Below are 12,743 nucleotides of genomic sequence, written 5' to 3'. Positions count from 1 at the left end.
CTCATGCTCCCTTCGCGGCCTGGAACAGCTCGGCCCGCGGGTCCTCCCCCGCGGTGGCCTCGGCGAAGGCCTCCAGCGCTTCCTTCGCCTCGTCGCCGAGGTCCTTGGGGACGCTGACCTCCACGGTGACCAGCAGGTCGCCACGGGTGCCGTCCTTGCGGACCGCGCCCTTGCCGCGGGCGCGCATGGTGCGCCCGTTGGGCGTACCGGCCGGCAGCTTGAGCGTGACCGGCGGGCCGCCGAGGGTGGGCACCTTGACCTCGCCGCCGAGCGCCGCCTCCGGGTAGGTGACGGGCACGGTGACGGTGAGGTTGTCGCCCTTGCGGCCGAAGACCGGGTGCGGATCGACGTTCACCACGACGTACAGGTCGCCGTTGGGCCCGCCGCGCTCGCCCGGTGCGCCCTTGCCGCGCAGCCGGATGCGCTGGCCGTCGGAGACCCCCGCCGGGATCCGCACCTGCATGGTGCGGGAGCTGGTGGCGCGCCCGCTGCCCTTGCAGGTCTCGCACGGATCCTGGGCGATCAGCCCGCGGCCGCGGCACTCCACGCACGGGTCGGTGAGGGAGAAGCCGCCACCGCCGCCGCGGCTGACCTGACCGGTGCCGACACAGGTCGGGCACACCCGAGGCGTACCGTTTCTGTCGCCGGTGCCCGAACAGGCCTTGCACGCGGCCGAGCTGGACATCCGCAGCGGGACCGTGGCCCCGTCGACCGCCTCGGTGAAGCTCAGCGTCACCTCGGACTCGATGTCCTGGCCGCGGCGCGGCTGGGTGCGGGTGCCGGGGCCCCCGCGGTTGAACAGACCCCCGAAGACGTCACCGATTCCGCCGCCGCCGAAGCCGCCCGCGCCCGCGCCGCCCCCGCCCTGGGCGCCTCCGAAGAGGTCGCCCAGGTCGAAGTTGAAGCTGCCGGAGCCGCCCGCGCCCGGACCGGCACGGAATCCTCCGTTGCCGAAGAGCGCGCGCGCCTCGTCGTACTCCTTGCGGCGCTTGGCGTCGGCCAGGACGTCGTTGGCCTCGGAGATCTCCTTGAAGCGCTCCTCGGCCTTGGCGTCGTTCTTGTTGGCGTCCGGGTGGTACTCGCGGGCGAGCTTCCGGTACGCCTTCTTGATCTCCGCCTCGGTGGCGTCCTTGGGGACGCCGAGAACCTTGTAGAGGTCCTTTTCCAGCAAGTCCCTGCTCAGGCTCATCCCCGACGCCCCTCCTCTCCTGCTGTCCCTGTTGCTGCGTCAGCCCTCGTCCGGGCCACCGCTCTCCTCGTCCGGCCCGTCGCCCCCGTCGCCCTTGGGCTGGGCTCCGGGCTGCGGCTCGGCCACGGCGACCCGTGCGGGACGGATCGTCCGCTCGCCGATGCGATACCCCGGCTGGAGGATCGACACGCACGTCGTCTCGGTGACGTCGGGCGCATAACTGTGCATCAGGGCCTCGTGGATCAGCGGGTCGAAGGGCTCGCCCTCCTTGCCGAACTGCTGCAGCCCCATCTTGGCGGCCGTGCCCTCCACCGATTCGGCGACCGACTTGAAGCCGCCGACCAGCTCACCGTGCTCCCGCGCCCGGCCGATGTCGTCGAGCACCGGAAGCAGCTCGGTCAGGAGGTTCGCCGCGGCGATCTCCTTGACCGTTATCCGGTCCCGCTCCACCCGGCGGCGGTAGTTCTGGTACTCGGCCTGGAGGCGCTGGAGGTCGGCCGTGCGCTCGTTGAGCGCCGTCCGCACCTGGTCCAGCTGCGCCTGCAGGCCCACGGTCTGCAGCTCGTCCCCCGCCGGGGCCGCCGGGCCCGCCTGCTCGGCGGACCCGTCGGCCTTCGCGCCGTCCCGGCCCGCGGCGTGCGGACCCTGCGCGGCGGCGGACCCCTCCTCGAAGGGAGGCGAGGAGGGAGAGCCGTCGGGCTGCTCGTCGAAGCCCGGGGTCTCCTCCGTCACGCGGCACCGCCCTTCGGCTTCTCCTCGTCGACGATCTCGGCGTCGACGACGTCGTCGTCGGCCTTCGCCTCACCGTCGCCACCGGCACCGGCACCGGCCGCACCCGCGCCGTCCGCCGGGGCGTTGGCGTACATCGCCTGGCCCAGCTTCTGGCTGACCGCGGCGACCTTCTCGGTCGCGGTGCGGATCTCGGCGGTGTCGTCGCCCTCGAGCTTCTCCTTCAGCTCGGTGAGCGCGGTCTCGACCTCGGTCTTGACGTCGCCCGGGACCTTCTCCTCGTTGTCCTTGAGGAACTTGTCCGTCTGGTAGACGAGCTGCTCGGCCTGGTTGCGGGTCTCGGCGGCCTCGCGGCGCTTGTGGTCCTCCTCCGCGTACTGCTCGGCCTCGCGCATCATGCGGTCGATGTCGTCCTTCGGCAGCGCGGAGCCACCGGTGACGGTCATCCGCTGCTCCTTGCCCGTGCCGAGGTCCTTCGCGGCGACGTGCATGATGCCGTTGGCGTCGATGTCGAAGGTGACCTCGACCTGCGGGACGCCGCGCGGGGCCGGCGGGAGGCCGGTGAGCTCGAACATCCCGAGCTTCTTGTTGTACGCCGCGATCTCGCGCTCGCCCTGGTAGACCTGGATCTGCACGGACGGCTGGTTGTCCTCGGCCGTGGTGAAGATCTCGGAGCGCTTGGTCGGGATCGTGGTGTTGCGCTCGATCAGCTTCGTCATGATGCCGCCCTTGGTCTCGATACCGAGGGACAGCGGGGTGACGTCGAGCAGCAGGACGTCCTTGACCTCGCCCTTGAGCACACCGGCCTGCAGGGCGGCGCCGATGGCGACGACCTCGTCCGGGTTGACGCCCTTGTTGGCGTCCTTGCCGCCGGTCAGGTCGCGGACGAGCTCGGCGACGGCGGGCATCCGGGTGGAGCCACCGACGAGGACCACGTGGTCGATCTCGGACAGCTGGATGCCGGCGTCCTTGATGACGTTGTGGAACGGGGTCTTGCAGCGCTCGAGCAGGTCCGAGGTGAGCTGCTGGAACTGGGCCCGGGTGAGCTTCTCGTCCAGGTGCAGCGGGCCCTCGGCGGACGCCGTGATGTACGGCAGGTTGATCGTGGTCTCGGTGGACGAGGACAGCTCGATCTTCGCCTTCTCCGCGGCCTCACGGAGGCGCTGGAGGGCCATCTTGTCCTTGGCCAGGTCGACGCCGTGGCCGTTCTTGAACTGCTCGACCAGGTAGTCGACGACGCGCTGGTCCCAGTCGTCACCACCGAGGTGGTTGTCACCGTTGGTGGCCTTGACCTCCACCACGCCGTCGCCGATCTCGAGCAGCGAGACGTCGAAGGTGCCGCCGCCGAGGTCGAAGACCAGAATGGTCTGGTCGTCCTTCTCCAGCCCGTAGGCGAGGGCGGCCGCGGTCGGCTCGTTGACAATGCGCAGGACGTTGAGACCCGCGATCTCGCCGGCCTCCTTGGTGGCCTGGCGCTCGGAGTCGTTGAAGTAGGCCGGGACGGTGATGACCGCGTCCGCGACCTTCTCACCGAGGTAGGACTCGGCGTCCCGCTTCAGCTTCTGCAGAATGAACGCAGACATCTGCTGCGGGTTGAAGTCCTTGCCGTCCAGGTCGATCTTCCAGTCGGTGCCCATGTGGCGCTTGACCGACCGGATGGTCCTGTCGACGTTGGTGACCGCCTGGCGCTTCGCGACCTCGCCCACGAGCACCTCGCCGTTCTTGGCGAAGGCCACAACAGACGGCGTGGTCCTGGCGCCCTCGGCGTTGGTGATGACGGTGGGCTCACCGCCTTCGAGAACACTGACGACGGAGTTCGTCGTACCCAGGTCGATGCCGACCGCACGTGCCATGATCGCTTCCTCCAGAGGACTTGAGCGGAACAGACTCAAGCGTGCATGATCCACTTTTCCCTGTCAACAGACCTGAGTCACCCTTACTCAAGTCTTATGCGGGATGACATGTCACGGCTGGAAGGGAGAGGTCCGCAGGGCGGGGCGGCCGGAACCGGCGGCGACAGCGAAGGGTTGCCTGGGCGACGCAGATCACCGGCCGGGCGGCTTCATGCGGCCTGCGATCCTGGGTAATGTCAGCAAGACTGGAAAAGTTACCGCTTAGTAAGTCTGGGGTCCCGGTGCCCGCCCGCAGGGGGACACAGCCTCCCAGACAGCTCTCGCAGGCCCGAGGAGCCCCCTAATGCAACTCGCCGCGATCATTGTGTCGCTGGTCCTAATCGCGGTCGGCGTCGCGCTGTTCGGCCGTGCCATCCTGCAGATCTACCGCTTCGTACGGCTCGGCCAGCCCGTACCCGCCGGTTCCCGCACGGACGACCCCACGCAGCGCACCATCACCGTGGTCAAGGAGTTCCTCGGCCACACCCGGATGAACCGCTGGGGCGTCGTCGGCGTGGCGCACTGGTTCGTGGCGGTGGGCTTCTTCTCGCTGCTGCTGACGATCGTCAACGCCATCGGCCAGCTCTTCCAGGCCGACTGGCTGATCCCGTTCATCGGCGACTGGCTGCCGTGGGAGATGTTCGTCGAGCTCATCGGCACCCTGACGACGGTCGGCATCGTGACCCTGATCGTCATCCGGCAGATGAGCAGGCCCGGCGGGGCCGGCCGCAAGTCCCGGTTCGCGGGCTCCAACACCGGCCAGGCCTACTTCGTCGAGGCCGTCATCCTCATCGTCGGCATCTGCATCGTCACGCTGCACGCCCTGGAGGGCGCCCAGCACGGTGTGGAGCACTACGAGCCGGCGTTCTTCATCTCGTACCCGCTGGTCGCGTTCTTCAAGGGCCTGAGCCTGGGCACCCTGCAGAACCTCACCTACTTCTTCGCGCTGGTCAAGATCGCGACGTCCTTCATCTGGATGATCACGGTCTCGCTCAAGACCGACATGGGTGTGGCCTGGCACCGCTTCCTGGCCTTCCCCAACATCTGGTTCAAGCGCGAGGCCGACGGCGACGTGGCGCTCGGCGCGCTCCAGCCGATGGTCTCCGGCGGCAAGCCGATCGACTTCGAGGACCCGGGCGAGGACGACCAGTTCGGCGTCTCCCAGGTCGAGCACTTCTCCTGGAAGGGCATCCTCGACTTCTCCACCTGCACCGAGTGCGGCCGCTGCCAGTCGCAGTGCCCCGCCTGGAACACCGGCAAGCCGCTCTCCCCGAAGCTCCTCATCATGTCGCTGCGCGACCACGCGCACGCCAAGGCGCCGTACCTGCTCGCGGGCGGCGGCAAGGACGCCGAGGGCGAGGAGAAGGCCACCGCGGAGCAGCTCAAGGACGTTCCGGCGGCGGCCCTGGCCGAGGCCGAGCGCCCGCTGATCGGGACCCTGGAGGAGAACGGCGTCATCGACCCGGACGTCCTCTGGTCCTGCACCACCTGCGGCGCCTGCGTCGAGCAGTGCCCGGTGGACATCGAGCACATCGACCACATCGTCGACATGCGCCGCTACCAGGTGATGATCGAGTCGTCCTTCCCGAGCGAGGCCGGGACGATGCTCAAGAACCTGGAGAAGAAGGGCAACCCCTGGGGCCTGGCCAAGAAGCAGCGGCTGGAGTGGACCAAGGAGGTCGACTTCGAGGTCCCGGTCGTCGGCAAGGACATCGAGGACCTCACCGAGGTCGACTACCTCTACTGGGTCGGCTGCGCCGGCGCCCTGGAGGACCGCGCCAAGAAGACCACCAAGGCCTTCGCGGAGCTGCTGCACATCGCGGGCGTCAAGTTCGCGATCATGGGCGGCGACGAGGCGTGCACTGGTGACTCCGCCCGCCGCCTGGGCAACGAGTTCCTGTTCCAGCAGCTCGGCCAGCAGAACGTCGAGATGCTGAACATGGCCTTCGGCGAGGACGCGGACGAAGGCGTGACGGTCGAGAAGTCCAAGAAGAAGATCGTCGCGACCTGCCCGCACTGCTTCAACACCATCGCCAACGAGTACCCGCAGCTCGGCGGCGAGTACGAGGTCATCCACCACACCCAGCTGCTCCAGCACCTGGTGGACGAGGGCAAGCTCATCCCGGTCACCCCGGTCGAGGGTCTGATCACCTACCACGACCCGTGCTACCTGGGCCGCCACAACAAGGTCTACACGCCGCCGCGCGAGATCATCGCCAAGGTGCCGGGCCTGCGCAACGAGGAGATGCACCGCCACAAGGAGCGGGGCTTCTGCTGCGGCGCCGGCGGTGCGCGCATGTGGATGGAGGAGCGGATCGGCAAGCGCATCAACACCGAGCGCGTGGACGAGGCGCTGTCCCTCAACCCGGACATCGTCTCCACCGCCTGCCCGTTCTGCCTCGTCATGCTGACCGACTCGGTCAACGGCAAGAAGAACGACGGCAAGGCCAAGGAGTCGCTCCAGGTCGTGGATGTGGCCCAGCTGCTCCTGGACTCGGTGAAGACCCCGCCGTCCGACCCGGCGGGCGACGCCGAGCCGGCGGACGAGCCGGAGCCCGAGCCGGTGAAGTAGCCGGGGAGACGCCGGTACGGCCCGAGGGCCGGACGGCATCCCGCCCCCTCGGAAACGCCGACGGCCGGTCCCGCATCGCGCGGGGCCGGCCGTCGGCGTTTCCGGGGAGGGGCGACGGGTTTCCGGAGGCCGTCGGGGTGCCGGGCGGACGGCCTCGCTGCCGGGGACGGAGACGGCCTGCCCGGCACGGCCCCGGGCGCGTACGGACCCACCAGGCGCCCCCGGGGAGCGAGAGCGCCCCCGCACGGACCCTGGGCGCCCCCGCAACCACCCCCGGGGCTTCCTCGCCGGTCAGCGGGCCGCGGACCGGCCCCGCTCCGCCCAAGGGGTTCCCTACAGCTCCTCCGCCTCCAGGTCGAAGGGCATGATCTGCCGGGCGCCGCCCTGGAGGGGCAGCTCGGTCCAGATGATCTTCCCCTCGGCGATGTAGCGCGTGCCCCACCGCTCGGCGAACTGGGCGACGAGGAAGAGTCCCCGGCCGCCCTCGTCCGTGGTGGCCGCCCGCCGCAGGTGCGGCGAGGTGTTGCTGGTGTCCGAGACCTCGCAGATCAGGCTGCGGTCGCGGAGCAGCCGCACCCGGATCGGGCCGGTGGCGTAGCGGATGGCGTTGGTGATCAGCTCGCTGAGGATCAGCTCCGTGGTGAACACCATGTCCTCGTCCACCCCCCACTCCCCCAGCTTCCGGGTCACGTCCGCCCGCACCCGGGCGACCGCGGACGGGTCGGACGGGACGTCCCACTCGGCGACCTGGTGCTCCGGGACGATGTGCGTCCGGGCGACGATCAGCGCGATGTCGTCCACCGGCCGGTCCGGCATCAGCGCTCCGAGCACCGCGTCACAGGTGTCCTCCGGGGTCCGCTCCGGGTGGCCGGACAGGGCGGTGCGCAGCAGCTCCAGCCCCTCGTCGATGTCCCGGTCGCGGTCCTCGATGAGCCCGTCGGTGTAGAGCACCAGCCGGGAGTCCTCCGGCAGCCGCAGCTCGCCCGTCTCGAACGGCATGCCGCCCAGGCCCAGCGGCGGCCCACTGGGCAGCTCCGGGAAGTCCACGCTGCCGTCGGGGTGCACCACGGCGGGCGGCGGGTGTCCGGCCCGGGCGGCGGTGCAGGTCCGCGAGACCGGGTCGTAGATCGCGTACAGGCAGGTGGCCCCGGTGATCGCCTCGCCGCCGCCCTCCTGGGCCTCGTCCTGGTCGATCCGGGCCACGAGTTCGTCGAGGTGGAAGAGGAGCTCGTCGGGCGGCATGTCGAGGGTGCAGAAGTTGTTGATCGCGGTGCGCAGCCGGCCCATCGTCGCGGTGGCGTGCAGCCCGTGTCCGACGACGTCCCCGACGACCAGCGCCACCCGCGCCCCCGGCAGGGGTATGACGTCGAACCAGTCGCCGCCGACCCCGGCCTGCGCCGGGAGGTAGCGGTAGGCGACGTCGAGCGCGGTCTGGTCGGGCAGGGTGCGGGGCAGCAGGCTGCGCTGGAGGGTCACCGCCATGGTGTGCTCGCGGGTGTAGCGGCGGGCGTTGTCGACGCTGACCGCCGCCCGCGCCACCAGCTCCTCCGCCAGCGACAGGTCGTCCTCCTCGAACGGCTCGGGCTTCTCGGCACGCCAGAAGCTGGCCATGCCCAGCACCACGCCCCGGGCCCGCAGCGGGACGGTGATCATCGAGTGGATGCCGAAGTCGACGATCCGCCGGGCGCGCTCGGGGTCCTGCTCCTGCCAGCCCCCGAACGCGGTGAGGTCCGGCTCCATGACCGCCTGCCCGCTGGAGAACCCCCAGGCCTGCGGGGTGGACGGGACGAAGTGGATGAGCCGGCCGAGCGGGTAGAGCGGGTGGTCCTCCCGGATGCCGCTGGTCGCCGTGCGGCGCATGTCCGTGCCGTTGCCGGTCGGCTCCTCGCCGTGCAGCACCGGGTCCACCAGGTCGATGGTGACGAAGTCGGCGAACCGGCGCACCGCGAACTCGGCCAGCTCCTCGCAGGTGCGCACCACGTCCAGGCTGGTGCCGATCCGCACCCCCGCGTCGTAGAGCAGCTTGAGCCGTTTCCGGGCGCTGTCGGCCTTGCCGGTGAGCGCCCGCAGCTCGGTGGTGTCCCGGAGGGTGGCCACACTGCCCGGCGGTCCGCCGTCCCGGTCCGTCGGCTGGTGGTTGACGGCGATCAGCCGCTCCCCCACGAGGTGCACCTCGTCGCTGGCGGCCCGCCCGGAGACCAGCAGCTCGGCCATGCGGTGCGGCAGGCCGAGCTCGGAGACCGCACGGCCCTCGGCGTCCGCCGGCAGGCTCAGCAGCCGGCGCGCCTCGTCGTTGGCGAGCAGCAGCCGGTGGTCCGCCGCGACGATCAGGACGCCTTCCCGCACGGCGTGCAGCACCGCGTCGTGGTGCTCGTACATGCGGGCCATCTCGGCCGGGTCGAGGCCGTGCGTCTGGCGGCGCAGCCGCCGGGTGACCAGCGCCGTGCCCCCCGTCGCCACCAGCAGCGCCGCCGCGCCGGTGCCGAAGATGATCGGCAGCTGCCGGTCGACGACGCTGGTGACGTTGTTGACCTTGAGCCCGGCGGAGACCAGCCCGAGCACCTTGCCGTTGTTGCCCTTGACCGGCACCACGGCCTGCTCCTCGTAGCCGAGGGGGCCGTGGACGCGCTCGGTGAAGACCTTTCCGTTCAGCGACGGTTCGATGGTGCCGACGAACCGCTTCCCGATCCGGTCCGGGATCGGATGGGTGTAGCGGATCCCGTTGGTGTCCATGATCACGATGAAGTCGACGCCCGCCGCCTTCCGCCCGACCTCGGTCAGGGGCTGCAGCACGGCCGACGGGTCGCGCCGGGCCAGGGCGGCCTTGATGCCGGGGGCGTTGGCGTAGGACTGGGCCACGGCGACCGAGCGGTTGCGGGCCTCCCGTCCGGTGTCGTGCCGGGACTGGAGCACCAGCGCGACGACGGCGGCGACGACGAGCAGCACCACGAGCGCCACCTGCAGGACGAACACCTGCCCGGCGACGCTGCGCACATCCATCATCGAGCGCCAGTGCCGCCCCGGGGACGACGGCGGGACCTTCGGTTCGTGCCCTTCTCGCTCTTCTCGTCCCGAACGCGGGCGCTCGCGCCGACTGCGTGGGAGCCAGTTGGCCGGCGAGAGAACCGACTGCTCCCAAGATCGGCCGAAAAGTCCGGCCATATCCTTATTTCTAGCACTGCCCACGTCCGGTGGGCGAACGGTGGGCCCACGGGCCCTCGGCCGACAACAGGCCCGTACGGCGCCGCCTGCCTCCTGCGTTCTCCGAGGCACCGCGGCCGCTCCCCGCACCCGGGACGGCGTCCGCGCACCGCCTCCGCGGCGGGCCCCGCGTCCCCGGTCCGGGCTCGGCGGCCGGTCCTGTCCGTCAACAGGCCTACCCCGTAACGGCGTTGCGGAACGTGGCCCGCGCGGACCGGCCCCGCCCCGGCCGGCACCGGGGGCGTTTCCCCTGTTCGCGGGCGTTCCGTTGGCCGGCCCCGTCGGCCGCCCCGCGGCCGCGCGCCCCGGAGCCCGGCCCTCCGCCGTCGGCGCCCCGCCGGCGCCGTACAACCCTTCCCCCGCATCCGCCGTCATACAGGCGCGGAAAGGACGGGCCCTTTCCGCCCGCCCCCGCACCAGCCCGGCCTTCCTCATCACAAGGAGCCGTTTCGTGCGCATGTACCGCTCGACCGCCGTCGCCACGGCCTCGTTCCTCCTGCTGACCGGTGCCGCGATCGTCACCGCCCCGGCCGCCCACGCCGGGACACCCGGCGGGACCCAGGCCGCCGACCGCAACACCGACTTCAACGGCGACGGCCGCGAGGACGTCCTCACCGGCGCGCCCGGCGGCACCGCCGGCGGCGACCGCGGCGCCGGGTACGTCACCGTGCAGTACGGCTCCTCCCGGGGCATCACCACCGGGAACCGGGCCGTGATCCACCAGGGCACCGCGGGCGTGCCCGGCGCCGCCGAGCCGGGCGACGCCTTCGGCAGGGCCCTCGCCTCGGGCGACCTGGACGCGGACGGCTACGACGACGCGATCGTGGGCATCCCCGGCGAGGACATCGGCACCGCCGCCGACGCGGGCGGCCTCGTCGTCCTCTGGGGATCCCCCACGGGGCTGAGCGGGGCGTCGAGCCAGTGGCTGGAGTCCGCCGCGCCCAGAGCCGGGGAGGCCTTCGGCGCGGGCCTGGCCGCGGCCCGCTTCACCGCCGGCACACCGGGCGACCTGCTGGCCGTCCTGGACCGCGATGACCTGGAGCTCTACACCTTCGAGCCCGCCGGGCAGCCGGGAGCCCGGGAGCGCCGCGCGGCCGGCCGGGCGGACGCGGGCGGCACGGCGGGGCGCGCGGTCCGCGAGCGCACCGGATCGCTGCTCACCGGCCGCGCGGCCCGGGGCACCGGGCCCCGGGCGAAGAACGGCAGCGGCACGGCGGCCGACGACGGGCCCCGGGTGATCCGCCCGCAGACCCTCACCACCGGCGACTACGACCACAACGGCTTCGCCGACCTGGTGGTCTCCGGCCTGAGCACCGGCGAGGAGCCCGGCCACGGCTGGTCGGTCCAGTTCTCCGGCCGGGAGGACGGCCTGGTGTACGGGCGCGACCTGCGCGGCGGCCCCGTCGCCGCCTCCGGGGACCTCAACGGCGACGGCTACGACGACCTGGTCACCGGCGAACCGAACGGCCCGGACGACGGCGGGGCGAACTCAGGCGGCGGCACCGTCGGCGTGTACTACGGCGGCCCCGACGGCCCCGCCGGGACCGAGGGCCCGGGCACCCCGCCGCAGTGGTGGACCCAGGACGCGCCGGGCGTGCCCGGCGCCGCCGAGCGCGGCGACGGCTGGGGCACCGACCTCTCCCTCGGCGACACCGACGCCGACGGGTACGCGGACCTCGCGATCGGCGCCCCCGGGGAGGACCTCGGCACCCTGGCGGACGCCGGCGCCGTCTGGGTGCTCCGCGGCTCGAGGACCGGGCTGACCACGACCCGCGTCAAGGACTTCAACCAGGACACGGCGGGCGTCCCGGGCGCCCCCGAGAAGCAGGACCGCTTCGGCGGCCAGGTCCGGCTGGTCGACCCGGACAGCAACGGCACCTTCGGCCTCCTCGCCGCGGCCCCCGGCGAGAACACCGGCGACGGCGTGCTGTGGTTCCTCCCGTCCGGCACCGCGGGCGTCACCGCCACGGGCTCCTGGACGTACGACGGCGGCTCGCTGGGCGCCCCCGCCGCGGACGCCCGCTTCGGGGCGGCGATCGACGACTGAGCGGGGGTGGGACGGCGGGGACGCGGCGAGCGGCGGCCCCGGGCGGCCCGAGGGGCGCCGCCGGACGGCCGGGGGACCGGCCCCGGCGGCTCCCCGCCGCGCCCCGAACGGCCTACTAACCGCTCTTGATACAGGTGCGAAGAATCCGCTGTTCGGGTGCAGCCTGCCCCAGGAACGATTCCCCAGGTGCGGCTGGGGCGTTGGACGCGACATGGACCCCCGGCAGTTGTGGAACCGGAATACGGTGCTGGCGGAGGCCTTCTGCCTCAGCGACGAGCACGTGAAGTCGGCGCAGAGCGCCCTGGACGAGACACAGGCGCACAGGTCACGCCTGCTGGCCGCGTTCGCGGTCACCGTGGGCAGCGACAGCTCCGTCGCCGACCTGCTCGGGCTGAGCGAGCGCGAGGTGCGCGTCGCCCGGCGCACCGTGGGCAAGGACGACGCCCGCCGGGTGGCCGAGAACGTCCTCGGCGCGACCCCGCCGGCCGCGGAGCCGGAGGAGGAGCCGCTGCCCGAGCCCGCGCCCGTCCCGCAGGCCCCGGCGCCCGCGCCCGTCCAGGCCGCCCCGGCCCAGCAGGGTTACCTTCCGCAGCAGCCGCACGTCCCGCAGCACGCCGCCCCGCACGCGGCGCAGCAGCAGTACCTGCAGCAGCCCGTCCCGCAGTACTTCGACGTCCCGCAGGCCGGCCCCGAGATGCCGATGACGACCGGCGTCGAGAACCCGATGGCCCGGGAGACTGCGTGGACCTCGGCGATGGACGTCGTCCTCATCGACAGCTGGCAGTCCGGGATCGACCTGAGCGTCCTGGCCGACGAGTTCGGCCTCGACCTGGCCCGGCTGGTCGCCCGGGTCCAGCAGCTCTCCGCGGAGGGGCGCCTCACCGGGCAGCCGCTGCCCTGCCCGGCCCCCGAGGACCGGGCCGGCCGGCACCGGCGGGACACCGGAACGACGACGCTCGGCTACGACCCGTACGGCGGGCCGCTGCCGGCCACCGGCTGGGAGGCCCCGTCCACCATCCCCGACGAGATGCTCGCCTATCTGCCCAACCAGCACGCCTGGCCGCAGTACACCCCGGGCGCCGGGGTGCGCTGACCCCCGCCGGGCCCTCCTCC

General features: G+C 72.2%; 7 protein-coding genes. 3 read left to right on the top strand and 4 right to left on the bottom strand.

Features of this window, described 5'->3' with window-relative positions:
- Position 1 precedes the first annotated feature (1 nt).
- Genes dnaJ through dnaK form a run of 3 tightly spaced genes read right to left on the bottom strand, consistent with a single transcriptional unit; the run spans position 2 to position 3,771 of the window.
- Positions 2 to 1,189: a molecular chaperone DnaJ gene (dnaJ, locus tag ACFYYR_RS18840; protein WP_388854173.1), complete on the bottom strand. Its 1,188-nt coding sequence runs from the start codon at positions 1,187 to 1,189 to the stop codon at positions 2 to 4.
- A gap of 39 nt (positions 1,190 to 1,228) precedes the next feature.
- Complete coding sequence (gene grpE / locus ACFYYR_RS18835) at positions 1,229 to 1,921, bottom strand: nucleotide exchange factor GrpE (protein WP_388854170.1); 693 nt, start codon at positions 1,919 to 1,921, stop codon at positions 1,229 to 1,231.
- A complete protein-coding gene (dnaK, locus tag ACFYYR_RS18830) occupies positions 1,918 to 3,771 on the bottom strand; it encodes a molecular chaperone DnaK (RefSeq protein ID WP_388854167.1) in 1,854 nt (617 codons plus the stop codon). The genes grpE and dnaK overlap by 4 nt, the downstream gene beginning before the upstream one ends.
- Positions 3,772 to 4,114: 343 nt before the next feature.
- Here dnaK and ACFYYR_RS18825 point away from each other — a divergent pair, with 343 nt between their 5' ends.
- On the top strand, positions 4,115 to 6,382 hold the full coding sequence (locus ACFYYR_RS18825) for a heterodisulfide reductase-related iron-sulfur binding cluster (RefSeq protein ID WP_388854165.1): 2,268 nt from the start codon (positions 4,115 to 4,117) through the stop codon (positions 6,380 to 6,382).
- 333 nt (positions 6,383 to 6,715) lie between these two features.
- On the opposite strand, the gene ACFYYR_RS18820 is transcribed toward ACFYYR_RS18825, so the two are convergent.
- A complete protein-coding gene (locus tag ACFYYR_RS18820) occupies positions 6,716 to 9,385 on the bottom strand; it encodes a SpoIIE family protein phosphatase (RefSeq protein ID WP_388854162.1) in 2,670 nt (889 codons plus the stop codon).
- 649 nt (positions 9,386 to 10,034) lie between these two features.
- Here ACFYYR_RS18820 and ACFYYR_RS18815 point away from each other — a divergent pair.
- Both ACFYYR_RS18815 and ACFYYR_RS18810 read left to right on the top strand, forming a co-directional pair.
- The gene (locus ACFYYR_RS18815; protein WP_388854159.1) at positions 10,035 to 11,630 is read left to right on the top strand and encodes an FG-GAP repeat protein; all 1,596 of its coding nucleotides are present in this window, start codon (positions 10,035 to 10,037) and stop codon (positions 11,628 to 11,630) included.
- 211 nt (positions 11,631 to 11,841) lie between these two features.
- On the top strand, positions 11,842 to 12,723 hold the full coding sequence (locus tag ACFYYR_RS18810; RefSeq protein WP_388854156.1) for a hypothetical protein: 882 nt from the start codon (positions 11,842 to 11,844) through the stop codon (positions 12,721 to 12,723).
- Positions 12,724 to 12,743: the final 20 nt, after the last annotated feature.

The sequence above is a fragment of the Streptomyces sp. NPDC001922 genome (genome assembly GCF_042891165.1).
Lineage (GTDB): Bacteria > Actinomycetota > Actinomycetes > Streptomycetales > Streptomycetaceae > Streptomyces.
The sequence above is the reverse complement of the archived record's forward strand: the minus strand, read 5'-3'. Positions and strand labels throughout refer to the sequence as shown.

Coding starts and splice junctions, on each gene's coding strand:
- ACFYYR_RS18825 (WP_388854165.1), top strand. CDS start 4,115: ATGCAACTCGCCGCGATCATTGTGTCGCTGGTCCTAATCGCGGTCGGC.
- dnaJ (WP_388854173.1), bottom strand. CDS start 1,189: ATGAGCCTGAGCAGGGACTTGCTGGAAAAGGACCTCTACAAGGTTCTC.
- ACFYYR_RS18810 (WP_388854156.1), top strand. CDS start 11,842: ATGGACCCCCGGCAGTTGTGGAACCGGAATACGGTGCTGGCGGAGGCC.
- ACFYYR_RS18820 (WP_388854162.1), bottom strand. CDS start 9,385: ATGATGGATGTGCGCAGCGTCGCCGGGCAGGTGTTCGTCCTGCAGGTG.
- dnaK (WP_388854167.1), bottom strand. CDS start 3,771: ATGGCACGTGCGGTCGGCATCGACCTGGGTACGACGAACTCCGTCGTC.